The 23,371-nt window shown below is 69.2% G+C and carries 24 protein-coding genes; 7 read left to right on the top strand and 17 right to left on the bottom strand.

The window, feature by feature from the left end; genetic code table 11:
- Positions 1 to 27 precede the first annotated feature (27 nt).
- Complete coding sequence (locus F8O03_RS06425; protein ID WP_151423151.1) at positions 28 to 432, bottom strand: DUF1304 domain-containing protein; 405 nt, start codon at positions 430 to 432, stop codon at positions 28 to 30.
- Between the two features lie 55 nt (positions 433 to 487).
- On the opposite strand from F8O03_RS06425, the gene F8O03_RS06420 reads away from it, so the two are divergent.
- The 3 genes from F8O03_RS06420 (at position 488) to F8O03_RS06410 (ending at position 2,002) form a co-directional block, all read left to right on the top strand.
- Complete coding sequence (locus F8O03_RS06420) at positions 488 to 1,048, top strand: TetR/AcrR family transcriptional regulator (RefSeq protein ID WP_151423150.1); 561 nt, start codon at positions 488 to 490, stop codon at positions 1,046 to 1,048.
- Between the two features lie 106 nt (positions 1,049 to 1,154).
- The gene (locus F8O03_RS06415) at positions 1,155 to 1,520 is read left to right on the top strand and encodes an ArsR/SmtB family transcription factor (RefSeq protein ID WP_151423149.1); all 366 of its coding nucleotides are present in this window, start codon (positions 1,155 to 1,157) and stop codon (positions 1,518 to 1,520) included.
- Complete coding sequence (locus tag F8O03_RS06410; protein WP_151423148.1) at positions 1,517 to 2,002, top strand: SRPBCC family protein; 486 nt, start codon at positions 1,517 to 1,519, stop codon at positions 2,000 to 2,002. Before F8O03_RS06415 ends, F8O03_RS06410 begins: the two co-directional genes overlap by 4 nt.
- A 183-nt stretch (positions 2,003 to 2,185) precedes the next feature.
- On the opposite strand, the gene F8O03_RS06405 is transcribed toward F8O03_RS06410, so the two are convergent.
- The 4 genes from F8O03_RS06405 to F8O03_RS06390 all read right to left on the bottom strand — a co-directional run bounded on the left by F8O03_RS06405 (position 2,186) and on the right by F8O03_RS06390 (position 7,158).
- Positions 2,186 to 3,475 carry a glycosyltransferase gene (locus tag F8O03_RS06405; protein ID WP_151423147.1) on the bottom strand — a complete coding sequence of 430 codons (1,290 nt, stop codon included), beginning with the start codon at positions 3,473 to 3,475 and terminating at the stop codon, positions 2,186 to 2,188.
- Positions 3,472 to 5,754 (bottom strand): glycoside hydrolase domain-containing protein, encoded by a 2,283-nt coding sequence (locus tag F8O03_RS06400; protein ID WP_151423146.1) that lies wholly within the window; start codon positions 5,752 to 5,754, stop codon positions 3,472 to 3,474. Before F8O03_RS06400 ends, F8O03_RS06405 begins: the two co-directional genes overlap by 4 nt.
- A gap of 113 nt (positions 5,755 to 5,867) precedes the next feature.
- Complete coding sequence (locus F8O03_RS06395; RefSeq protein WP_208851813.1) at positions 5,868 to 6,767, bottom strand: oxygenase MpaB family protein; 900 nt, start codon at positions 6,765 to 6,767, stop codon at positions 5,868 to 5,870.
- Positions 6,751 to 7,158 carry a MarR family winged helix-turn-helix transcriptional regulator gene (locus F8O03_RS06390; RefSeq protein ID WP_104252558.1) on the bottom strand — a complete coding sequence of 136 codons (408 nt, stop codon included), beginning with the start codon at positions 7,156 to 7,158 and terminating at the stop codon, positions 6,751 to 6,753. Before F8O03_RS06390 ends, F8O03_RS06395 begins: the two co-directional genes overlap by 17 nt.
- 89 nt (positions 7,159 to 7,247) lie before the next feature.
- Between F8O03_RS06390 and F8O03_RS06385 the strand changes: the two genes are divergently transcribed.
- Positions 7,248 to 8,174, top strand: coding sequence for an SDR family NAD(P)-dependent oxidoreductase (locus F8O03_RS06385; protein ID WP_151423145.1), 927 nt, complete (start codon positions 7,248 to 7,250; stop codon positions 8,172 to 8,174).
- Positions 8,175 to 8,186: 12 nt separating this feature from the next.
- Here the strand turns inward: F8O03_RS06385 and F8O03_RS06380 are convergent, their stop codons facing one another.
- The gene (locus F8O03_RS06380) at positions 8,187 to 8,900 is read right to left on the bottom strand and encodes an RraA family protein (protein WP_244295988.1); all 714 of its coding nucleotides are present in this window, start codon (positions 8,898 to 8,900) and stop codon (positions 8,187 to 8,189) included.
- Between the two features lie 107 nt (positions 8,901 to 9,007).
- Here F8O03_RS06380 and F8O03_RS06375 point away from each other — a divergent pair, with 107 nt between their 5' ends.
- Both F8O03_RS06375 and F8O03_RS06370 read left to right on the top strand, forming a co-directional pair.
- Positions 9,008 to 10,492, top strand: a complete 1,485-nt coding sequence (locus F8O03_RS06375; protein ID WP_151423144.1) for an alanine--tRNA ligase-related protein — start codon at positions 9,008 to 9,010, stop codon at positions 10,490 to 10,492.
- Positions 10,489 to 11,160 (top strand): hypothetical protein, encoded by a 672-nt coding sequence (locus tag F8O03_RS06370; protein WP_146079098.1) that lies wholly within the window; start codon positions 10,489 to 10,491, stop codon positions 11,158 to 11,160. Before F8O03_RS06375 ends, F8O03_RS06370 begins: the two co-directional genes overlap by 4 nt.
- A 60-nt stretch (positions 11,161 to 11,220) precedes the next feature.
- Here the strand turns inward: F8O03_RS06370 and F8O03_RS06365 are convergent, their stop codons facing one another.
- The 6 genes from F8O03_RS06365 to F8O03_RS06340 all read right to left on the bottom strand — a co-directional run bounded on the left by F8O03_RS06365 (position 11,221) and on the right by F8O03_RS06340 (position 15,470).
- Entirely contained in the window at positions 11,221 to 11,883 is a 663-nt protein-coding gene (locus F8O03_RS06365) for a PadR family transcriptional regulator (protein WP_151423143.1), read from the bottom strand.
- A gap of 118 nt (positions 11,884 to 12,001) precedes the next feature.
- Complete coding sequence (locus tag F8O03_RS06360) at positions 12,002 to 12,427, bottom strand: NUDIX hydrolase (RefSeq protein WP_151423142.1); 426 nt, start codon at positions 12,425 to 12,427, stop codon at positions 12,002 to 12,004.
- A gap of 69 nt (positions 12,428 to 12,496) precedes the next feature.
- Positions 12,497 to 13,987 carry a S1C family serine protease gene (locus tag F8O03_RS06355; protein WP_151423141.1) on the bottom strand — a complete coding sequence of 497 codons (1,491 nt, stop codon included), beginning with the start codon at positions 13,985 to 13,987 and terminating at the stop codon, positions 12,497 to 12,499.
- A gap of 69 nt (positions 13,988 to 14,056) precedes the next feature.
- Positions 14,057 to 14,353 (bottom strand): hypothetical protein, encoded by a 297-nt coding sequence (locus F8O03_RS06350; protein WP_151423140.1) that lies wholly within the window; start codon positions 14,351 to 14,353, stop codon positions 14,057 to 14,059.
- A complete protein-coding gene (locus F8O03_RS06345; RefSeq protein WP_151423139.1) occupies positions 14,350 to 14,925 on the bottom strand; it encodes a hypothetical protein in 576 nt (191 codons plus the stop codon). Before F8O03_RS06345 ends, F8O03_RS06350 begins: the two co-directional genes overlap by 4 nt.
- Positions 14,922 to 15,470 (bottom strand): RNA polymerase sigma factor, encoded by a 549-nt coding sequence (locus tag F8O03_RS06340; protein WP_104252549.1) that lies wholly within the window; start codon positions 15,468 to 15,470, stop codon positions 14,922 to 14,924. Before F8O03_RS06340 ends, F8O03_RS06345 begins: the two co-directional genes overlap by 4 nt.
- A 201-nt stretch (positions 15,471 to 15,671) precedes the next feature.
- Between F8O03_RS06340 and F8O03_RS06335 the strand changes: the two genes are divergently transcribed.
- The gene (locus tag F8O03_RS06335) at positions 15,672 to 17,171 is read left to right on the top strand and encodes an APC family permease (RefSeq protein ID WP_151423137.1); all 1,500 of its coding nucleotides are present in this window, start codon (positions 15,672 to 15,674) and stop codon (positions 17,169 to 17,171) included.
- A gap of 92 nt (positions 17,172 to 17,263) precedes the next feature.
- Here F8O03_RS06335 and F8O03_RS06330 read toward each other — a convergent pair whose 3' ends face one another.
- The 5 genes from F8O03_RS06330 to F8O03_RS06310 all read right to left on the bottom strand — a co-directional run bounded on the left by F8O03_RS06330 (position 17,264) and on the right by F8O03_RS06310 (position 23,257).
- The gene (locus F8O03_RS06330) at positions 17,264 to 18,715 is read right to left on the bottom strand and encodes a glyceraldehyde-3-phosphate dehydrogenase (RefSeq protein ID WP_104312639.1); all 1,452 of its coding nucleotides are present in this window, start codon (positions 18,713 to 18,715) and stop codon (positions 17,264 to 17,266) included.
- A 231-nt stretch (positions 18,716 to 18,946) separates the two neighbouring features.
- Complete coding sequence (der, locus tag F8O03_RS06325) at positions 18,947 to 20,494, bottom strand: ribosome biogenesis GTPase Der (RefSeq protein ID WP_104252546.1); 1,548 nt, start codon at positions 20,492 to 20,494, stop codon at positions 18,947 to 18,949.
- Complete coding sequence (cmk, locus tag F8O03_RS06320; protein WP_151423136.1) at positions 20,491 to 21,282, bottom strand: (d)CMP kinase; 792 nt, start codon at positions 21,280 to 21,282, stop codon at positions 20,491 to 20,493. Before cmk ends, der begins: the two co-directional genes overlap by 4 nt.
- Positions 21,279 to 22,373 carry a prephenate dehydrogenase gene (locus F8O03_RS06315; protein WP_151423135.1) on the bottom strand — a complete coding sequence of 365 codons (1,095 nt, stop codon included), beginning with the start codon at positions 22,371 to 22,373 and terminating at the stop codon, positions 21,279 to 21,281. The genes cmk and F8O03_RS06315 overlap by 4 nt, the downstream gene beginning before the upstream one ends.
- Positions 22,370 to 23,257, bottom strand: coding sequence for a pseudouridine synthase (locus tag F8O03_RS06310; RefSeq protein WP_416375787.1), 888 nt, complete (start codon positions 23,255 to 23,257; stop codon positions 22,370 to 22,372). Before F8O03_RS06310 ends, F8O03_RS06315 begins: the two co-directional genes overlap by 4 nt.
- Between the last annotated feature and the right edge of the window lie 114 nt (positions 23,258 to 23,371).

Raw genomic sequence — 23,371 nt, 5'->3', positions numbered from 1 at the left:
CCTGCTCGGCTGGCGGGGAACCCCGGCTCAGGCCGCGAGTGCGCCGGTGGCTGCGGCGATGCCGAGGAGCACCACGGCGAGGAGGGGGAAGCTCCCCTGGACGCCGCCGGCGCGCAGCTTCGTGCGGTCGCTCGTGATGAGCACCAGGGCGGCGAGCAGCATGGATCCGGCGCCGGCGAAGATCAGGGTCGCGCCGACCGCTGGGTGGCCGGCGAGCGTGAGCACGACCCCGACGCCGGCCATGATCGCGAGGAACAGGTTGTAGAAGCCCTGGTTGAAGGCCAGGGACTTCGTGGTCTCTGCGACCTCGAGCGACGGGATGCCGAACGTTCTCCGGGTCGATTCGGCGGTCCACCTGAGGGATTCGAGGATGAAGATGTAGACGTGCACGAGGGCCGCGAGAGCGGCGAAGACGAGGGCGGCGACAAGCACGAGGAGCTCCTAGATCGGTGTATTCTGAAACGAACGTTACAGTATCGGAGGTCAGATGGCACGCACGAAGAGCTTCGAGTTGAGCGACGCGATCCAGGGCGCACGCACCCTCTTCTGGCGCCGAGGGTACGACTCGGCCTCGACTGCCGACATCGAGGCCGCAACAGGTCTGAGTCGGTCGAGCATCTACAACACCTTCGGCAGCAAGCGAGGGCTCTTCGACGCGGCCGCGCAGAGCTATCTCGACGACGTCGTGCACCCCCTGCTCGCACCGCTGCTGGCCGAACCGGTCTCCGCATCCGCCCTCGACGACTACCTTGCGAGACTCTCGGCAGCCGTCGCCGCACAGGGCCAGAGAGACGACGTGCGCGGCTGCCTGCTGCTCGCCACCGCCGCGAGCTCACTGGGACAGGACCCCGCAGTTCGCGACACCATCACCGACTACCGAGCGACTCTCGAGCGCGCGATCCTTCGCGGCACCGCCGCGCTCGGCCGCCCCCGCGAGACGGGGACCCTGGTGACGGCGGCGGTCGTCGGTGCACTCACGATCGCGCGCGTCGACACCCGCGCGGCGACGGACGCGCTCGAGGCGGCCCGCGCCGTCGTCCGCACCTGATCCTGCAACCTCCCTGGAAGTCATCAACGCAGTGGTTGACAAGAGCCCGACCCAGTCGCAGACTGGGCTCATCAACCATCTGGTTGACGAAACCACCCGAGGAGCCATGGACAACGACGCGCTCTCCCCCGTCTTCGCCGCCCTCGCCGACCCGACTCGACGAGACCTCATCGCCAGGCTCGCCGATGGCGACGCGACGGTCGGCGAGCTCGCAGCCCCCTACGACGTCTCCGTGCAGGCCATCTCGAAGCACCTCCGCGTTCTCGAGGATTCGGGACTGGTCAGCCGCACGAGCGACGCGGTCCGCGCTCCCCGCCACCTGGAAGCGGAGGTCCTCAGCCTCATGACCAAGTGGATAGAGCGCTACCAGGCGACCGCCGAGGCCAGGTTCCGCCGACTCGACGCGCTCCTCGAATCCCAGACCGACCAGACCCCACCCACAGCAGCACCCGAGAAAGGAACACCATCATGAGCACCACCTCAGCCAAGGACACCGTCGTCACCGTCGGCGAGGACCTCCCGAACATCACCGTCGTCCGTGAGTTCGACGCCACCCCTGAGCGGGTCTTCTTCGCGTTCGTCGATCCCGACCTCTTCACGAAGTGGGTGGGCCCGCACGAGGTCTCCACCACCATCGACCATTGGAACGCCGTCACGGGAGGCGCCTACCGTTGGGTGAACCTGCAGGGCGGCGAGGAGATCGCGAGCTTCTTCGGCTCGTTCCACGAGATCCGCGAGAACGAGCGCATCGTGCAGACGCAGACCTTCGAGATGATCCCGGACGGCGTCCTGCTCGAGACGATCGCGTTCGAGCCGCTCGAGGGCGGCCGCACGAGGGTCACGAGCACGAGCCTGCTCGAGTCCTTCCAGATGCGTGACGGCCTGGTGGCGAGCGGCATGGAGCACGGCGTGCGCGACGGCTACGAGAAGCTCGACGCGCTCCTCGCCGCGTAGCGCGACGCGCGCATGCCGCCGGCCGAGCCGTGCAGGCGGCACAGCACGAGGCATGCACCCAAGGGCCTGTCCAACTTCAGTGCGATATCGGCTCGGATCGCCCCCAGGAGCGCCGGGCTGACCGACATCGCACTGAAGTTGGACAGGTCACGTCGGCAGACGAGCGCACCCCGGCCCGTCGACTCAGGCCGCGAGCGCCGCCCGCGGCAGCCGGTCGAAGAGCTTGTCGAACACGGCCAGCCGGTCGAACTGCAGTGCGTAGTCCCTCGCCTGGACGGCGAGCAGTCGGCGCTCGGCGGCGCTCGTCTCGAGCACGGCCGTGTTGATCGCCTCGGCGATCGACGACGGGCTGTTGACGGGCACGATGAGGGCATGGTCCCCGACTGCCTCACCTACGCCTCCCGTGACGGTCGTGATGACCGGGCCGCCACCGGCGAGCATTTTCTCCGCGAGCGCGATGCCGAAGGTCTCGATGAACTCGGGGCGGGGCTTCGTGGGCAGCACGAACGCGGCGCAGCCTGCCATGAGGAACGGCTTCTCCGCGTCGCCCACGTCTTCGAGGAAGTGGATGCGGTGCGCGAGCGGCGAGGCCGCCCCGATGGCCTTGAGCTCCTCGGCCTGCGGGCCGCGTCCGGCGATGACGAGCTGGATCTCGGGGTCGTCGGCGACTCGGGACTGCTCGAAGCCCGCGATGAGGTCCTCGACGCCCTTCGCCTCGGTGAGCCGCGACAGGAACATGACGTACCTGTCGCGCGTGAGTCCGCGCGCCTCGACGGCGGCGGTGATGTCGGCGTCCGCGAGCCCGACGTAGGCGCTCGAGTCGATGGCCGGGTAGGAGATCTCGATGCGGTCTTCGCACTGTGGCGCATAGCGGGTGCCGTGCTGCGCGTCCACCTTCGCCGCCTCTCCCACGATGAGGTCGCGGGTGTACTCGGAGACGGCGACGCAGACGTCCTGCGACAGGTACGCGGAGAGGATGTGGGCGGCGGCCCCGAGGCGGCCCTCCTCGACGGCGTGCTTGACGACGTTGGTGACGTCGGAGCCGACGGCCTCCGCGATGGTGGTCACGTTGACGGGGAGGCCCGTCGAGCGCGCGACGGTGAGCGCCTCGGCCACGGCGAGCGTGTGCGGGCTGAGGTACAGCGACATGCATACGGTCGGGACGCCGTCGGTGAAGAGCTCGACGAGGCGCCCGACGAGGCCGGCGAGGTAGCGGCCGTCTGGCACCTTGTAGTCGCCGACGGGGGCTGGGCGGTCGACGAAGATGCCGGCGCTGTATGGCATGACGGTCTCGAGCGGCTTGAGCGGCAGCCCTGCCGCTTGGAGACGCTCGATGGGCCACGTGACGATGCGGACTTCGTCGAAGCCGCGCAGGCGCGCGGCTTCGGCGAGGTTGCGGGCTTCGACTGAGTGTCCGCAGATGACCGGATCGGCGCGGACGACGATCACGAGGCGGTGCTGGATCTTGTTCATGAGGGTCCTCCCGGGGTTGGTGCCGACGGCGGACCGCCGACGGTGGGTGGTGGTGCGGGTGAGGTGGGTGGGGTGGATGCTGGGGCTGGGAACGAGGTGGGGAGGTCCTGTTCGCGGGTTCCCCAGTCGCTCGGCTCGGGCCCGAGCTCGAGATGCAGCTCCTGCGCGGCCATGAGCTCGCTCGGGGAGAGCCAGCTGCGAGCGAGCGGTCGCCCGTCGAGGTGGGCGCTTTGCACGTATTGCACCGGGCCGCCGTGGGTCGGCTCACGGAAGCCGGTCGTGGTGATGCGGAAGCGTTCGCCGTAGACCGCGAGCGACGATTCGGCGAAGGCCGGGGCGTTGACGAGGAAGCTCGCCTGGCCTGCGACGGGGAACAGCCCGAGCGAGGCCCAGACGTACCAGGAGCTGAGGCCGCCGGAGTCGTCGTTGCCGGGCAGGCCGCCCCGCCCGGTCGCGTACTGCTGGGTGATGACGGCGTGCACGATCTCAGCGGTGCGGTCGGGCCGCCCGGCGTAGTGGTACGCCCAGGGGGCCTCCATGTCCGGCTCGTTGTTGAGGCCCTCGAAGCGGCCGAGCGCGTAGCCGGCGGCGAGCTCGTCGATGCCAGGCGAGCGTCCAGGCTGCTTCACGGGCGGGGCGCCGTAGCCGAAGAACTCGTCGAGCTGCGCGACGAAGCCCTCCCGCCCGCCGCTCAGCTGCATCCGCCCCGCCATGTCGTGGAGGATGCGGAACGAGTAGTTGTGCTTGGAGCCCTCGTAGAAGTTCGAGTCGACGAGCAGGCCCGTCTCTGGGTCGAACGCGCCTTTCCACTGCCCCGCGCGCCTCTCGAGCTGCTGCACGAGCTGCAGGTCGCCGACGCGGGCGGCGACGCGGGCCGTGCACCAGTAGCCGAACGCGAGGTCGAGCGTGTGGGTGATGGGATGAGCCACGCCGCGCAGCAGGAACTCCTCGCCGTAGGTGCGCCGCAGGTCGTCGGCCATGTGCACGAGCGCCCAGTCCCAGTCGATGCCGGGCAGTCCGAGCTGGCAGAGGTCGGCGAGGAAGGTGTGCGCGAGCGCGCTGCCCTGTCGGGAGAAGCGGTCGCTGCCCTTGGCCATGCGGTAGCCGATCGGGAAGTTGCCCTCCTCTTCGCAGATGGTGAGGAGCGCGTTGGCGAGCTCGACGGCTTTGTCGGGGCGCAGCGCGGTGAGGAGGGGCAGCTGGGTGCGGTAGATGTCCCACATCGTGGAGAGGTCGAAGACGAAGGGGCCGTCGCTCGGCCAGAAGGGGCTCTCGTTGAGCGCGAACGATGGCTTCACGAAGGAGTGGTACAGGGCGGTCGAGAAGACCGTCTCGCGCTCGGTCGAGGCAGTGTCGACGTCGATCTCGTCGAGCAGGCTCTGCCAATCGCGTTCGGTCTCGGCGAGCCGGTCGGCGAACGTGCCCTCCCCGCCGCCGCAGTCGTCTCTGAGGTTCTGCTCGGCCTGCTCGACGCCGCGGAGCGAGAAGCCGATACGCACCTCGACGACCTGCCCTTCCTCGCTGGGGCCTGCCCACATGAGGCCGAACGGGCGCAGCGTGGTGGGGCGGATGTGGTCGAAGTCGAGGCGAGTGCCGCCGGGCATGAGGCGTCGGTCGTGCCAGAGCAGCTGTCGCCACTGGGGCGTGTCGCACTCGATGTGCACGGCGAGCGGGGCACCCTCGGCCACGATCTCGCCCGTCGCGACGCCCGGCCTGACCGTCTCGAGGTGGGCGCGCAGCGGCACCGTGGCTCCGTAGGGAATGGCGAGGCCGCCGAGCGAGAAGTCGATCACGACTCGCGCGCTGGCGTGCTTGGGGAACGTGTACCGGTGCACCGCACTCTTGGGGCCGACGGTGATCTCGGCGCGGATCCCGTTGCCGAGCGTCGCAGCGTAGTAGCCGGGCGAGGCGTCCTCGTCGTCGAGCGACCAGGTGCGGCCGAGCACGTCGAGCGGCTCGGTCATCGGCGTGACGCGAAAGTAGTTGTAGTACTTGCGGATCGCCCCGGTGCCCGACTGCTGGAAGTGGGTGAAGCCGGAGGCGAGCGACCGGTCGTAGATCGTCTCGGGCACGCCCTCGAGGCTGAGGTCGTAGCGGCCGTAGCCCGTGGGGTACGCGCCGGAGTAGGCGCAGGCCGACACCATGCCGAGCGGATAGGTGGCACCGGGGTGCGTGTTGCCGATCTGCGGCTTCGGCCACCACCAGGTCGCGGCGAGGCCCGTCTGCGGCGGCAGCGCGGTGGGCTCTGTGCCGATGAACGGGTCTACTCGGGTGGTCATGCTGTGAGCCTGAAGGGGCCCTGCTACGGGCGTGTGGACGCCAGGTTACGTTCGCGCGTCGGGAGACTGTGCACGCCCTGGGCCGAGGTGACGCCTGACGGCCCTGCGGCTGGTCAGACGAGCGGCTGGCCGCGTCGGATGCGTCGGCGCACGTCGGCGAGGAGGAGCCGGTAGACGAGGCTGGACGCGGCGAGCGGCAGCGCCCTCTCGACGCGCACGAGCCGCGCCCGCTGGCGCACGAACCACTCCTCGTCCTTGTCAGTCCACCGCACTCGCAGCGCGCGCCGGAACTCCGGAGGCAGGAAGCCGATCGTGAGCCGCTGATGCCAGGCCCGCATCCGCTCGGGCAGCACTCCGGCCGCGAACCCGAGCCGTGCGACGTCGAGCAGGTAGGAGCGCACCTCGTCGTCGACGCGGAGCTTCGCGGTTTCCGCGTTCCAGTACGCGTCAAACGCGACCAGGCTGCCGGGCCAGACTGCCGGCGGCATCTGCAGGGTCGTGCCGAACACGCGACCTTCGAGCAGGAAGCGTTCAGCGACCTCAGCCGACTGCGGGCCCTCGACGAGGTCGAGCACGTCGCGGGAGCCGACGAACAGGCACGCGGCCACCCACTTCTGCAGGTCGACCCAGAGCGCCGAGTACTCCTCGGTCGCGCGAGGGTCGCGGTCGGAGCGGACCTGCGCGTGCTGGCGCGTGACCGCCCTGCGGTACGCGCGGCGTTCGTCCGGCGTGCCGAGGACGGCCACCGCGAGGTAGCTCAGCGTTGTCCTGGTGCGCTTGATGGGATGCACGTCGAGCCGTCCGCTGCGCACCCGGCTGTGCGCGACGCCCTGCCCCACGGCAGGGTTGGAGAGCTGCATGATGACGTTCGCCGCCCCCATCGTCAGGGCCAGGAGGCGCGAGCTGCGCGGGAGCTCGATGCAGACGAGGTCGTCGACGGACGCCGCCGTCCACCGCTCAGACGAGGCTGCGCCCTCCGCCGCCCCGGTCCCGGCGTCAGAGGCCGTGCGCACTCAAGCTCTTCGCGATCGCCTTCAGTTCGGTGCTCGAGCAGCCGGCGAGTGGCGAGGCGCGCTTGAGCGCCGCGATCGCGAGCTTGCGAACGCGCTTGCCCTCGGCCGTCAACGTGACCACCCGCGAACGCCGGTCATGCTCGCTCTCCCGCCGCTCGACCAGGCCGCGGTCGACGAGACGATCCGAGACGAAGGTGAGGTTCGACGCGTTGCAGTGCAGCTTCGTCGCGAGCTCCTTCATGGCGGGCGGCTCACGGTCGGGGTCGATCGCCCAGAGCGCCTGCGCGGTCGCGAAGGTCAATCCGAGCGCTTCGAGCTCCCGCTCAGCAGCCACATTGGTGCTCTGCGCGGTTTCGTAGACGGCACGCATCGCCCGTTCCAGCGAATCCATATTCAGTACCTTACGCCACGGAAATATTTCAGCAATCGAAGCGTTGTACTCTGAGTCTCGAAACGTTCGAGGCTTGAAGGAGTGTGACGATGAAGACCTTCGCCATCACCGGTGCCACGCAGGGTGTGGGCTACTTCGCCGCGGAAGAGCTCGCCCGCCGCGGCCACCACGTCGTCCTGCTCGGGCGCAGTGTCGAGAAGCTGAACAGGGCCCTCATCTCCATCACGGAGCAGGTGCCGGACGCGAGCACGAGCCGCATCCTCCTCGATCTCACCTCCAGCGAGTCCATCGCCAGCGCGGCCACCTCCCTGAGCGCCCGCGAGCGCCTCGACGGCGTGCTGCTGAACGCCGCGCACGTCTCCCCCGGCGCACACCGCGAACAGGACTCCCAGGGGCGCGAGCTCACGATGTCGACGAACCACCTCGGGCACTTCGAGCTGACCGCGCAGCTCATGGACGCGCTCCTGGCCGCGAAACCCGTTCTCGACGACGAGACGTCGGAGAAGAGCCGCGTCGTCGCGGTCGGCAGCCTCGCGACGCGCATCTACCCGTTCGATCTCGAGGACTGGCAGAGCACCCACCTGTACGAGCCCAAGCGCGCCTACGCCGCATCGAAGCACGCGCTCGAGATGTTCACATTCGAACTCGACCGACGGCTCCAGGCTGCCGGGGCACCGGTGGAAGCGCTCGTCGTCGACCCGGGCATCCCCGTCAACGGGGCGACGCCGGCACGCGCGGGAGTCAGCGAGCCGACCGCATGGCAGCGCTTCGCATCGCGCCTCGCTGGTCCGTTCGCCCATGGCAAGCACCGGGCGGCGGCCATCGCCGTGCACGCGCTCACGAGCGACGCGGTCGCCGGCGGCGACTACCTGGGACCTGCTCGCACCCTGCGCGGTACTCCCGTGAAGCTCGACAAGCCGGCAACACAGCGCGACCGGGAGCGCGCGACGCGCCTGTGGAGCCTCAGCGAGGCGTCGACCTCTGCCACGTTTCGCCTGAGCGAGACGGTCAGCTGAGGCGCGGCCGCGTCACACCTCGAGCGCACCGCCGACCCGGCGCAGGTGCTCTCGCAGCGTGAGCGCCGGTTCGGCACGGCGAGCCTGCACGTAGGCGGAGAAGTGCACCTGATCCCGGAGGCTGGTGCCCAAGCGGATGCGGGACGCCTGCGCGCGCTCGACGTCGCGGATCTGCAGTGCGTGCATGAGCACCTCGTTGGCACGATCCTCCGGCACGAAGAGAAGTCCGTCCTCGTCGCCGAAGACGGTGTCCCTCGTGCGGATGGTGTGCTCGCCGAACTCGGCTGAGGCGAACGTGTTTCGCCGCCGCTCGTCCAGCCGTCGGGGTCCAGCCGGCAGCGCTCCGAGGCTGAAGACCGGGAAGCCCAGCTCACGGATATCGCGGGTGTCTCGGTGCAGCCCCCAGATGGCGATGCCCGAGAGCCCAGCCGCCATCGCCTCGAGGACGACGAGGTCGCCCACGCAGCTCTCGTCGGTGCGCCCCTGGTTGTCGACGACGAGCACGTCCCCGGGATGCGCCCGCTCGACGACCTCGAGGAACACGTCGACGCTGCCGAAGTGGCGCACCGGCAGGCACCGGCCAGCCACCCTCGTCGCGCGCGGCGAGACTGCCGTCATCGCCGCCGGGCCGCAACGCACCTCGACTCCGGCCCGGACGCATCCGTCGGCGATGTGCGCCGTCGAAAGCCCCGTCGCATCGGTCCACAATTGCGCGATCTCCTGCACAGACGACTCCCCTGAACCTCACTCGAGCACTCGTCTCCGAGTGCCTGAACGCCCCCACGTTCGGCGAGGTCACGATACGGCATGCGCAGGTGTGAAACACTCTGCACATGGACGCGCACGAGATTCGCAATGCCTACCTCGACTACCAGGAGCGACTCGGGCACGTCAGGATCGACCGAGCCCCGCTCATCCCCCGCGGAGACGGCTCGACGCTCTTCACGGGAAGCGGCATGCAGGCCCTCCTCCCCTACCTCCTCGGCGAGGACCACCCGGACGGAACCCGCCTCACGGACAGCCAGCCGTGCGTCCGCGCGCAGGACATCGACGACGTGGGCGACAACCGCCACACGACCTTCTTCGAGATGCTCGGCAACTGGAGTCTCGGCGATTACTTCAAGGCAGAGCAGATCCCTGCCTTCCTCTCGTTCCTCGTCGACACCGTCGGCCTCGATCCGAACCGCCTGTACGTGACGGCCTTCATCGGCGACGAGGCGGCCGGCATCCCGCGCGACGACGAGGCGGCCAGCATCTGGCAGAAGGCCTTCGCGGAGCGCGGCATCGAAGCTGGCATCGTCGAGATGGGCAGCCAGGCCGACGGCGACGCGCGCGGCGTGCAGCCAGGAGAGCGCATCTTCTTCTACGACGGCAGCGAGAACTGGTGGTCGCGCGGCGGATCGCTGCAGGCGACGCCCATCGGAGACCCCTGCGGCCCAGACAGCGAGGTCTTCTACGACTTCGGACCAGAGCACCACGACCCGTCCTACGGCGCGGCGCACCCCGCGAGCGACAGCGGCCAGTTCATGGAGATCGGCAACCAGGTCTTCATGCAGTACCGACGGCAGGAGGACGGCTCGTTCGTCGAGCTCGAGCGACGCAACGTCGACTTCGGCGGCGGCCTCGAACGCATCGCCGCGGCGGCCATCCACTCCCCCGACGTGTTCCGCATCTCGCTGCTGCGACCCATCGTCGAGCAGATCGAGCAGCTGAGCGGCGAGAGCTACGAGGCGCACACGCTGTCGATGCGCATCATCGCCGACCACCTCCGCGGTGCCACCTTCCTCGCGGTCGACGGCGTCGTGCCCTCGAACAAGGAGCAGGGCTACGTCATGCGACGCCTCGTGCGCCGCGCGATCCGCGAGGCGCTCATCCTGGGCATCTCAGAGAACTTCTTCGCCGAGCTCGTTCCGACGATCGCGGACCTCTACGTCGACGACTACCCGGAGGTGCGCGAACGCCGCGACGAGGTCGTCGCGGTGCTCGTCAAGGAGGAGCGCTCGTTCCGCCGCACCCTCAAGGGCGGCCTCAAGGCGCTCGCCGCATACCAGGGCTCGACCCTCACCGGTGCTGACGTGTTCCTGCTCTCCGACACCCACGGGTTCCCTCGCGAGCTGAGCGTCGAGGAGGCGAAGCGCCAGGGCATCGAGGTCGACCCTGCGTGGGAGGAGGAGTTCCTCACGGCGCTCGAGGAACAGCGTGCTCGCTCACGGGGCGCGACGAAGCTGGGCACGGCTGGGCTGCCGCACCAGGAGACGCCAGCTCAGCAGCAGGCGCAGGCAGGCCAGCAGAGACCTGCCCCCGGAGACCAGGGATGATGTTCCGCTGGCGCCGGAAGTCTCGGACGTCGTCGACGAGCCAGCAGACCAAGCCGAAGAAGAAGGCCGGACTCCCACCCGTCATCTTCCCCGAGCTCTCCGAGGCGATCGACGACGGCCTCCTGCTCGCGCTGCGCATCGTCAGGCTCGACGTGAAGAACGCCATCATCAAGCGGACGGTCGGCGAGAAGGTGCCGTTCGCGGCGGCCGACTACCGTGAGGCCGCGAACGCGTCCCTCGACCGGGTCCTCAAGGAGCTTCGCTACTCGGCGGAGCGCGTGGCCGGTGTGCGCGACCGCGCGAGGCCTGGTCGCTCGCTGAGCGCCCACGACTATCGCCACGCCGACATCGAGACGCTGAGCTTCCGTGAGCGCGCGTCGCAGGCGGTGAGCGAGCGCATCGAGTCGGAACGCGAAGACGAGGCGTACGTGGACGGCCTCATCGAGCAGGCGCGGGCTGACGCCTGGGCGGAGATCTCCGCGCACATCGAGCATGAGCTGCTCGACCCGTGGTCGAAGGGCAGTCCACGGATGCAGCTGCCCACCTCGCCCGAGGATGACCCGGAGCGCGGTGAGCGGTTCGACGACCTCGAGAAGGAGCTGAGGAAGCTCGCCCGCGAGGCGAAGATCCAGGAGCGTCGCGACGCGAAGCAGCGCGAGCGCTCCTGAGCCTCCCTCCCGAGGTGCGCGGCGTCGTCGCCTCGCCTTCGGTCGCGACCCTCACGAGACCTACTTGGCGAGGATCGAGTAGAGGGCCTTGCGAGCGTCGTCGAGCACTTTCGTGGCTTCCTGCTGCTGCTCCTCGGTCGCGCCGAGGCGGAACTGCTGCATGACACCCATGAACTGCATGGCGGACTCACGGAGGCCGGTCGCCGTCTCTGACATTCCGGCGACGCCGCGCCAGCCCTGCTCGAGCTCCTCGGCATGCTCGGACACGTACGTGCGGCCAGCTTCGCTGAGCTCGAAGACGGGCTTCTTCTCGGTGCCGCCCTGCTCGATGAGCTCCTCGTCGACCAGCTGCTGCAGCGTCGGGTAGACGGAGCCGGGGCTCGGGCGCCAGACGCCATCGGTCTTCTCGGCGATGCCCTTGATCAGGCCGTAGCCGTTGGAGGGGCCTTCGGCGAGGAGGGAGAGGATGGCGGCGCGCACGTCGCCCTTGCCGGCTCGGCGGTGGCCGCGTGGACCGAACTTGGGACCGAAGCCGGGGCCGTGGCCCGCGCCCGGCCCGAACCCGGGGCCGAAGCCTCGTCCGGGACCGAAGCCCTGTGAGAAGCGTCGGACGCGTTCGTCCTGCTCGTGGTCCTGGCCGAAACCGCGACCGCGGCCGCCTTCGTGGGAGTGTCCCCGTTCGGATTCGAACGGGTGGTGGTTGTGAGTGAAGTGCTTGCGCATGGGATGAACCTTTCTGCCGGAGCTGCACGCTGCAACTCCGATAGCTCGACGATATATCGGTGAATGGTCGGTGTCAAGCGATATATCGGAGAATGTTCGAGAAGTTCGGGCTGCGGCCTCAGCCCCGCGCGTCCCGACGCCGCCGCAGCTCGGGCATGACGCACTCGCTGAGCAGGGGCGCGAGGTCAGCGAGGTCCGCCTCCGGCCCGGGGTAGGCATCCACCCAGCGCAGCTCGTCGATCTCGGCGCGCGCCTGCGGCTCACCGGTGAGCGCTGCGAGGTACACGGTGCCGACCAGATCGGTCGCCGCCTCGTTCGCGGCCGCGGTCGTCCACTCCCCGAGGAACGTGACCTCGGCTCCGTCGAGGACGATGCCGACCTCTTCCTCGATCTCTCGGATCGCGGCTGCCTTAGGCGACTCCCCCGGCTCGAGCTTGCCGCCGGGAAGCATGAACTTCGTCGTTCCGCGTTTGCGAACGGTGAGCACCCGCCCCTCGGAGTCCTCGAAGCAGATGGCGGCGACAGTCAACACAGAAGCGGGCACGCACCCAAGGATAGGTGCGTGCCCGCTGGCGTCGAGAGGATGCGCCGCGATTCTGGTTGCTGCTCGGCCCTACTGCCCGAGCTCGCCCACCGTCACCTGGACGGTCTGCTCCTGGCCACCGCGCACGAGCACGGCCTCGACCTGCGTGCCGGGCTCAAGGGCGCGGATCTGCGCCGTCAGGTCCGTCGAGTTCGAGACTCGGTGCCCGCCGAACGACGTGATCACGTCGCCAGCCTGGATACCGGCCTGCGCCGCAGGTCCCCCCGCCGTGAGCTGGGCCACGTAGGCACCCGCCACACTCGAGTCGGCCGCCGTCGGGTCGCTCACACTGGCGCCGAGGAACCCGTGCGACACCGCGCCATCAGCGATGAGCTGCTCGGTCACCCGCTTGACGAGGTTCGAGGGCAGCGAGAAGCCGACACCGATGTTCCCGGCGGTCTCGCCACCGCTGCTCGCGCCGGCGATCGCGACGTTGACGCCGATCAGGGCGCCGTCCTGGTCGACGAGTGCACCGCCCGAGTTGCCCGGGTTGATGGCGGCGTCGGTCTGGATCACGGGCAGGGCGACCGAGGACGAGCCCTGCGTCGTGCTCTGCCCCTCTGGCGAGTTGGGGTCCCCGCGCCAGAAGTTGTACGGGCTGTCCTCCTGGGTGCCATCGGACTCGACTTCCTCGGGCACCGCGGAAGAGCTGACCAGGATGCCGCGGTCGAGCGCGCTCACGACGCCCTCGGTCACGGAGTCGGAGAGGCCGAGGGGCGCGCCGATGGCGACGGCGACGTCGCCGACGTTGAGCTCGTCGGAGTCGCCGAACGTGATCGGCGTCAAGGAGGTGTCCTCGACCTTGATGATCGCGAGGTCGAGCACGGGGTCCCCGGCGACGAAGGTGGCTGGCAGCAGGCGACCGTCGCTCGTCTGGACGGAGAGCTCCGCGTTGCCGGTAGCGCCGTCGATCGTCGCGACGTGGTTGTTGGTCACGATGTAGCCGGCACCGTCGATGACGACGCCCGAGCCGCTCGCGGCAGTCTGGCCGGAGGAGGCCGAGATCGTGACGACGCTCGGTGAGGCGACCGCGGCGATGCTCGTGACGAGCGTCGCATCCTGGGGGTTGTTGACGGTGATCGACTGCGAACTGGACTGGCCCGCGGCGACCTGCGACGAGCCGAAGCCGCCGACGACGGCCCCGCCGACCCCGCCGCCCACGACGCCGCCGACGAGGAGACCCGCGGTGAGGAGCGCGACCGTGCCGAAGCGGCGCTTCCTCGGCGTGAGGTCGGGGCCGGAGCCCGGGCCGGCCGCCGGGCCGAAGCTGGTCGATGCGAAGTCTGCTGCCGGGTGCTGGTGGGTCCTCGAGTCAGACGAGGCGTAGCCACCCGCCACGGACCCGCCTGGCACGTACTGGCCCGGCTGGTACTGGCCGGACCCCGACGAGTACTGGGGCGCGAACGAGTGCGCCTGCTGGCCTGCTGGCGTCTGCGGCGCGAAGGGCTGCTGGGGGAAGGACTCGGGGTACGACTTGGCGCCGTCCTGCGGGGCGTTCTCCGGAGTGAAGGGGGTGGACATGTGTGGTTCCTTTCGACACCACCGAGCATCCAACCCTGGGCTATGCCATTGCTATGGCGAAGCTGTGGCTCAGCTTCGACCCGCGATGGCGTGCACCCGCACGCGCACCCGCACCGTCGAACCGAGCGGAAGCACCGTCAGCGCAGCCGCCTTGATGCGCGTCGCGAGCCCTTCCACGATGCGCCCCTGCGGACCCGACGAGTCGACGCGCACGCGCACCGTGATCGAGACGACGCCATCCGCGGCACCGACTTCCACATGCAGTGACCCCAGGTGGATGCCGATGATGGGCAGCAGCTCCACAACGCCAGGTGCTGCGAGGGCGGCACCCTCGACCACCTCCGCGACGCGCTCACGGTCGATCATTCGACGCTCCTCACATCTGCGATGACGATATCGATGCCCGTGACCCGCAGCGTCGTGTCGAGCGCCAGCGCCTCGGCGATCGCATCCCTCACCTCGTCAGCGAGCGGATGCAGCGGGCGCAGCCCGAGCACCGTCACCGAGACGGTGACGTGCACGGGTGCCCCCGGCGTGGTCACGTCGCCGTCGAGCACGCAGCGCCCGATCAGCACCCCATCGATGGCATCGCCGGTCCGGCGGATGAGCTCGCGGATGACGCCCTCGCTCTGCGAGAACTCGAACTCGGGCTCCGGCGAGGCGAGCGGGATCTCGCGGCCCGCGCGCGCATCCATCGCGATGCCGCGCAGCATGGACTGCAGCCAGGCGCTGCTCGGCGCGGGCGTGGCCGCGGACTCCGCCTCGATGAGGTCGTGCGACGCCTTCGTCACCCGCTCGAGTGCCGCGAGCGCCCGCTCGCACTCAGGGTCCTCCTCGATGTCGGCGTTGTAGGGAAGACGCCCGGCGTCCAGGTACTCCGAGAGCTGCGTCAGGGTGTACCCCGCGGCGCCGATGGTCGGCTCGACTTCTTCGCTCATGCCCATTCCTCCATGCCCCGCAGCAGCGCGATCCTGGCCCGGGAGAGGGCCCCACGCACCGTCGATGTGTTCGTGTCGAGCTGTTCGGCGATCTCCGCGTAGGTGAACCCGGCGGTCTCCTTGAGGATCCAGCACTGGCGCTGCAGCTCGGGGAGACCCGCAAGCACCCGGGACGCCGAATCCAGCTTCGCGTTCAGCTCGAGCTGCGCGAGCGGACCGAGCTCCGGAGCCTCCGGGGCGTCCACGTCGTCGATGTCCTGCTCGAACTTGCGTCTCCTGAGGCGATCGGTCGCCTTGCGGGCCGCGATCTGAACGAGCCACGCGCGCACGGCATCCGGGTCGCGGAGGAGGTCGAGGCGCTTCCAAGCGACGATGCAGGCGTCCTGCACCGCGTCCTCGGCGTCCGCGCGCGACGACAGCAGCCTGATCGCCGTCGCGATCATGAGCCCCCAGTGCCGGCGGATGAGCACCTCGAACGCACGCTCGTCACCGTCCCTGGCGCGGGCGACAAGCAGCGCATCTGGCGCATCTGCGAGGTCAGGCACGGATCCTCCTTCGCGGCACTTCGGGACCGGCGGGTCCTGCCGGGCAACCATAGGGCATGCGGGCCTCGGACTTCCTGCCAACGGCAGACATCCGGTGGCGTCCGCCGCCGTGTTTCCAGCAGGTAAACTCCACACGCGCGCGGGAGCCTGCGCGCGGAGAGAACACACTGGGGGAACACCTTGAGCTTTTTCGAAAGCCTCATGCGAACGAAGAGCATCGAGGCATCACTGGCGGACTCGCGCTCCGAGGAGCGATCGCTCAAGCGATCCCTCGGCGTGTGGGATCTCGCCATCATGGGCGTCGCCGTCGCCGTCGGCGCCGGCATCTTCTCCGTCGGAGCGAAGGCGGCCGCCAACAACGCCGGCCCGTCCATCACCCTCGGATTCCTGCTCGCCGCCGTGACCTGCGGACTCGCGATCATGGCCTACGCGGAGTTCGCCTCCTCCGTGCCCGTGGCCGGTTCCGCCTACACCTTCACCTACGCGACGCTCGGTGAGCTCCTGGCCTGGATCATCGGCTGGGACCTCATCCTCGAGATGCTGTCGGCCTCCGCCGTCATCGCGAGCTACTGGGGCGTCTACCTGCAGGAGGTCGTGAACATCTGGGGCTGGGACATCCCGCCCAAGCTCAGCATCTTCGGGCTCTTCGATCTGAACTGGGCGGCGTTCTTCATCGTCGCGGTCCTCACGACGCTGCTGGTGCTCGGCACGAAGCTCTCGTCACGGGTCAGCGCGGTCCTGACGATCCTCAAGGTCGTGACCGTGCTGTTCGTCATCGTCGTCGGCGCGTTCTTCGTGAAGGCGAGCAACTACACGCCCTTCATCCCACCGTCGCAGCCCGCACAGGACTCGGGCACCGATGCCTGGCACCAGTCGCTCTTCTCCTTCATGTCCGGCGCCGAGCCGAGCATGTACGGCGTCTTCGGTCTCCTCGCGGGGGCTTCCATCGTGTTCTTCGCGTTCATCGGCTTCGACGTCGTCGCGACGAGCGCGGAGGAAGTCAAGAACCCGAAGAAGAACCTGCCTCGCGGCATCTTCCTCGGCCTCGGCATCGTGACCGTGCTCTACCTCTCGGTGAGCCTCGTCATCACCGGCATGGTCTCGTACACGGACCTCGCCGCCGCCGAGACGCCCTCGCTCGCGACCGCATTCGTGCTCGTCGGCGCCGACTGGGCGGCCCAGATCATCTCGATCAGCATCCTCCTGGGCTTCACGACCGTCATCCTCGTGCTCCTCATGGGCCTCGCGCGAGTGCTGTTCTCCATGAGCCGCGACGGCCTGCTGCCGCGTTCGTGGAGCATCACGAGCGAGAAGCGCAAGACCCCGATCCGCCTGCAGATCGGCGTGGGCATCGCCGTCGCGCTCCTCGCCGGCCTCACGAACGTCGACTGGCTCGAGGAGATGATCAACATCGGCACGCTCTCCGCGTTCGTGCTGGTGAGCCTGTCGATCCTCGTGCTCCGCAAGAAGTACCCGGACCGCGAGCTCGCCTACCGCATGCCCTGGTCGCCGTTCCTGCCGATCCTCTCGGCCGTGCTGTGCTTCTGGCTCATGCTCAACCTGTCCACGCTCACGTGGCTTCGCTTCGCCATCTGGCTGGCCATCGGCCTCGCGATCTACTTCCTCTACAGCCGCCGCAACTCGCGGCTTGGCAAGGAGCGCGCCTCGTACACCGAGATCCTCGGCGCCGAGCTCAAGTAGTCCAGCGACGAGATACCCCGAAGGGTCGTCATCCGCACTGGATGACGACCCTGTGAGGTATCTGGCGCACCCCGCGACGGCGGGGGCGGCGCCTAGAGCTGCGAGACTTCCCTGCGGTGCGGCACGATGGGCGGCTGGACGCCACCGAGCTGCTCGATGATGCGCACGACCTGCGTCGAGTAGCCGAACTCGTTGTCGTACCAGACGTAGAGCACGAGGTTCTTGCCCTCGGCGATCGTGGCGAGCCCATCCACGATGCCGGCGCGCGTCGTGCCGACGAAGTCGGTCGAGACCACTTCGCTCGACTCGATGTAGTCGATCTGCTGGCGGAGCACCGAGCTGAGCGACACCTGGCGCAGGAAGTCGTTGACCTCGCCGCGGGTCGTCGGACGCTCGAGCGTGAGGTTGAGCACTGCCATGGAGACGTCTGGCGTGGGAACCCGGATGGCGTTGCCCGTGAGCTTGCCCTCGAAGTGCGGCAGCGCCTTCGCGACCGCCTTCGCCGCTCCCGTCTCGGTGATCACCATGTTGAGGCCAGCGGCCCGGCCGCGCCGGTCGCCCTTGTGGAAGTTGTCGATGAGGTTCTGATCGTTGGTGAACGAGTGCACCGTCTCGACGTGCCCGTGCACGACCCCGTAGCGCTCGTCGATGACCTTGAGGACCGGCGTGATGGCGTTGGTCGTGCACGACGCGGCCGACAGGATGCGGTCGTCGTCGGTGATGCCGGCGTTGTTGATGCCGTAGACGATGTTCTTCAGCTGCCCCTTGCCGGGAGCCGTGAGCAGCACTCGACGCACTCCGGGGCTCTGCAGGTGCTGCGCGAGGCCGTCGGCGTCGCGCCAGCGGCCCGTGTTGTCGACGACGATCGCATCGCGGATGCCGTACGACTCGTAGTCGACGGTCGCGGGATCGTTCGAGTAGATGACCTGGATGACCGTGCCGTTGGCCTGGATCGTCGAGGCGGCCTGGTCGACCGAGATGGAGCCGGCGAACGCCCCGTGCACGGAGTCGCGACGCAGCAGGCTCGCCCGCTTCTCGAGGTCGTTGTCGCTGCCCTTGCGGACGACGATGGCGCGCAGGCGCAGCCCTCGTCCCGTGCCGGCGTGCGAGATGATGATGCGCGCGAGGAGGCGGCCGATGCGGCCGAAGCCGTAGAGCACGACGTCGGCGCCCGAGTCAGGAGACCCGGTGCCGATGACCTCGAGCAGCTGGTTGGCGAGGAACGTGTCGAGGTCCTCGCCCTGTGCCGCGAAGCGCGTCGCCAGTTCGCCGAGGTCGATGGAGGCGGTGCCGAGATCGAACTCCTGCAGCCGTTCGAGGATCGGCAGCGTCGCGTCCAACGACAGCTCGACGTCGTTGATGCGGCGGGCGAAGCGGTGCGCCTTGATGATGTCGATCGCGGAGAGGTTGATGAGGCGGTGACCGTAGATCGAGGTCACGACGTTCCGCGTGCGGTACAGGTTTCCGATGAGCGGGATCATCCGCTCGGCGATTCCGACTTTCTCCAGCCACTCGTGCTGCGTCTGCTCGGACTTTTCCATCATCGAATGGGACCCCTCAACGTCGAAAGTTCTCGCCTGAACGCCAGGCACAGGCAAAATCCTACGGTTCTGCGTCCGGCGCCGGGCCCGAATCGGCGGCGTGGAGCGTCGGCGTATTCACGATGCGAGAAATTCGGCCGTTTTTGGCAGCGAGGACCGGTCATACGAAAGGGGCCAGCCCCGCCGACCCGGACGGGTCGAGCTGGACTGGCCCCATCGAGCTCGAGGGCTCGATCAGCTGCGCTTGGCCCGCTTCTCGCGAACACGCATGTTCGTGATGATGGGCGAGCCCTCGAAGCCGTACACCTCGCGCAGGCGACGCTGGATGAAGCGGCGGTAGCCCGGGTCGAGGAAGCCGGTCGTGAAGAGCACGAATGTCGGCGGGCGCGTCTGCGCCTGCGTGCCGAACAGGATGCGCGGCTGCTTGCCGCCACGGAGCGGGTGCGGGAACTCGGCCGTGAGCTCCGCCAGGAAGGCGTTGAACTTGCCGGTCGGGATGCGCGTGTCCCATGAGTCGAGGGCGAGTTCGAGGGCTGGCACGAGCTTCTCGAGGTGGCGCCCCGTCTTCGCGGAGATGTTGACGCGCGGTGCCCAGGCGACGTGGGCGAGGTCGCGCTCGACCTCACGCTCGAGCTGCCAGCGGCGTTCGTCGTCGAGCATGTCCCACTTGTTGAACGCGAGCACAAGCGCGCGGCCGGACTCGAGGACGAGGTCGATGATGCGCAGGTCCTGCACGTTGACGGCCTCGGTCACGTCGAGGACCACGACGGCGACCTCGGCCTTCTCGAGAGCTGCCGTCGTTCGCAGTGAGGCGTAGAAGTCTGCGCCCTGCTGCAGGTGCACGCGGCGGCGGATGCCGGCCGTGTCGACGAAGCGCCAGATCTTGCCACCCAGCTCGACCTGCTCGTCAACGGGGTCGCGCGTCGTGCCAGCGAGGGAGTTGACGACGACGCGCTCTTCGCCTGCGGCCTTGTTGAGGAGGCTTGACTTGCCGACGTTCGGTCGTCCCAGGATGGCGACGCGGCGAGGTCCGCCGATCTCCTCCTTCGCGACCTTCGAGACCTCGGGGAGGATCTCGATGACCTTGTCGAGGAGGTCCGCGACACCGCGGCCGTGCACGGCGGAGACCGGCCACGGCTCGCCGAGGCCGAGGCTCCACAGTTGCGCTGCGTTCGGCTCCTGCACGGCGTCGTCGACCTTGTTCGCGACGAGGATGACGGGCCGGTCGGTGCGGCGGAGCAGCTTCACGACGTGCTCATCGGTTGCGGTCGGGCCGACGTTCGCGTCGACGACGAACAGGACAGCGTCAGCGAGCTCGACGGCGATCTCGGCCTGCTGGGCGACGGAGAGGTCGATGCCCTTGGCGTCCGGCTCCCATCCGCCGGTGTCGACGATCGTGTACCAGCGGTTGTTCCATTCGGCCTTGTACGAGACGCGGTCGCGTGTGACACCGGGGGTGTCCTCGACGACGGCTTCGCGGCGGCCGATGATGCGGTTGACCAGTGCGCTCTTGCCCACGTTGGGTCGGCCCACGACTGCGAGCACGGGGAGCGCGGGCAGGTAGGTGATGGCGTCGCCGTCCTCGGAGGCGCCGAGGAGCACCTCGAGGTCGTCTTCCTCGAGCTCGTAGTCGTCGAGGCTCTGGCGCAGCGCCTGGGTGCGCTTCTCCACGACCGTGTCGTCGAGTTCCTCGAGGCGCGCGACGAGCTCTTCGCCGCCTGCTGGGTCGAACTCCTCGGAGGCGTCGGTCGCCTCGTCGTTCCGTCCTTGGTCGTCAGTCATCGTGACTCCTTCGTGTTGTCGTGTCTGACAGCGCTTGGGGCGGCTGCCAGCGACGGTGCTGTCGTCTGGTGCGGGCCTGATGTCGCCGAGGCGACGATCCGCAGGAATGCCTCGACCGACTGCTCGAAGTCGAGCCTTGTCGTGTCGAGCACCGTGACGCCGTCGGCGGCATCGGTGAAGTTGGTGACCTTGGCGTCGCGGGCGTCGCGCGCTGACACGGACTCCGCGACGGCGGCGACGGTCTCGCCGACCTTCTCGCCTGCCCTGCGAGCGATGCGCACGGCCTCGTCGGCGGTCATGAGGATGCGGGCGGGGGCATCCGCGGCCACGACCGTCGTGATGTCCCTGCCCTCGGCGATGATGCCCGGGCTGGTGGTGCTGGCCATCGTGTTCCGGAAGAGCGCCGTGAGCGCTTCACGGGCAGCCGGCACGCGGGAGACACGCCACACCTCGCCGGAGATCGCGGTGTCGCGGATGAACTCGGAGACGTCCACCTCGCCGACTCGGACCCAGCGTTCGTCCGGGCTCTGCGAGATGCGGTACCGGTCGACGAAGCTCGGGAGCAGGGTCGCGACGGCGTCGCCGTCGTCGAGGTCGCATCCGCTGTCGATCGCGAACCAGGTGAGCGCGCGGTACGCGGCCCCCGTGTCGAGGTAGCCGAATCCGAGGCGCCGCGCGCTCTCGCGGCAGACGCTCGACTTGCCGGAGCCTGCTGGCCCGTCCACGGCGACGACGATGGGGGTGCCAGCGGCGAGGGCGTCGCGGCCGATCTGGGTGGTGTCGGTCATGCGGCGATCCTCCATCCGCGCTGCTCGAGCTCGTCGACGAGCTTCGCGGTTGCCGACGGGACGACGGAGATGACGACGAGGCCGACGTTGGAGGCCTGCGCGTGCTCCATGCGGAAGTCCTCGACGTTGACCTGGGCGTCGCCCACGTCGCCCATGAGCTTCGCGAGCTGGCCTGGCTTGTCGTCGATCATGACCGTCACGGAGTCGAACTCCCGCCTCGACGAGCCGTGCTTGCCCGGCAGCCGCGCGACGCCGGCGTTGCCGGTCGCGAGCTGCTCGGCGATGATGCGTCCGGAACCGCGCTCGTGGCTGCGCTCGAGCGCGCTGGCGACCTTGTCGAGGTCTGCCTGCAGCTTGCGGAGCACGGCGGCGGTCGGCGCGGCGTTCGCGGTCAGGATCTGCGTCCACAGCACGGGGTCGCTGGATGCGATGCGGGTGAGGTCCCGCAGCCCCTGGCCCGCGAGCGCGGTCGCCCCGTCCTCGTCGTCGACGAGACGGGAGGCGAGCAGCGTGGAGACGAGCTGGGGAACGTGCGAGACGAGCGCGACGGCCCGGTCATGGTCCTGGGCGGTCATGGTGACGGGAGTGGCGCCGAGGTCGAGGGCGAGCCCCTCGATCTCCTGCAGTGCGAAGACGCTGGTCTGCTCATGGTGGGCGATGACCCATGGGCGGCCGACGAAGAGGTCGGCGCGGCCGGAGAGCGGCCCGCCCGTCTCTCGCCCGGCCATGGGGTGCGACCCGAGGTAGCGGCTGATGTCGGCGCCTCGGGCGACGAGCTCAGCCAGCGGTGCCGACTTCACGCTCGCGACGTCGGTCACGATGGCGTCGGGCCAGCGGTCGAGTTCCGCGGCCACGACCTGGCCGGTCACGTCGGGGGGCACGCAGACGACGACGATCCGCGGCGCTTCTCCCCCGGCGGCGTCAGCGGCCAGGGTCCCCGCCCCGTAGTCGACGGCGAGCTGGAGCACCGACGGGGAGATGTCGTCGAGCTGGACGTCGACGCCGAGCCTGCGCAGGGCGTGCCCGACGCTGGTGCCGAGCAGCCCGGCACCGACCACCCGTACCGGGGAGTTGGTTCGAGTTGGCGTCATCGACGACCTTTCGATCTGGTGGGCGGCGCCTGCCGCGGGCCGCGGCCCTGCTTGGGCTCGCGAGCCGGCTCCGCCGCCTGGGTGAGGGAGCCGCCGTCGCGCTGCTCCCCGGCTCGCCGGGCGAGCTTCAGGATGCGGCCGAGTTCCAGTGTAGTGAACTCGCGCATCTCGCCTTCGCGGAGGGTGCCGAGGTTCAGCGGGCCGAAGCTGCGGCGGACGAGCGCGGTGACGGGGTGGCCGACCTCCTCGAGCATGCGACGCACGATCCGGTTGCGGCCGGAGTGCAGCACGATCTCGACCAGCGAGGCGGTGCGGCTCGGCTGGTCGGCGAGGAGCCTCGCGCTGTCGGCCTTGATGAAGCCGTCCTCGAGCTCGAAGCCCTGGCGGAGGCGCTGGAGCGCCTTCGCGGAGACCCGCCCGTCGACGCGGGCGATGTAGGTCTTCTCGACACCGAAGGATGGGTGCGCGAGCACGTGCGCGAGCTCTCCGTCGTTGGTGAGGATGAGCAGGCCGCTCGTGTCCACGTCGAGCCTGCCGACGTTGTAGACCCGCTCGCTGAACTCCCTCGTGAACTCGCGGAGATCGGGGCGCCCCTGCTCGTCGCGCATCGTCGAGACGACGCCGGTCGGCTTGTTCAGCACCACGTAGCGCTTGCTGGGGTCCAGCTGGATGGGCGTGCCGTCGACGGCGACCTCGTCGCGGTCCGGGAAGATGCGGCTGCCGAGCTCGGTCACGACGACGCCGTTGACCTCGATGCGGCCCTGCGTGATGTACTGCTCGCACACGCGGCGCGAGGCGACGCCTGCCGCGGCGAGCGCCTTCTGCAGTCGCACGCCGTCGGCGCGCTCGGGCGCCGGTTCGGCTTCGCGCCCCGCGAGCGGGATGTCGTCGAAGTCGTCCAGCGAGTAGCCGCCCTCGGGGCGCGCCTGCGCGGCCTGGCGGAGTGCCGCTGCCTCGTCGGCGGTGCGGTCGGTGTCGCCGCGGCGCGATCCGCGCCC

Origin of the sequence: Pseudoclavibacter terrae (assembly GCF_008831075.1) — a bacterium.
Taxonomy (GTDB): Bacteria; Actinomycetota; Actinomycetes; order Actinomycetales; family Microbacteriaceae; genus Pseudoclavibacter; species Pseudoclavibacter terrae.
The sequence above is the reverse complement of the archived record's forward strand: the minus strand, read 5'-3'. Positions and strand labels throughout refer to the sequence as shown.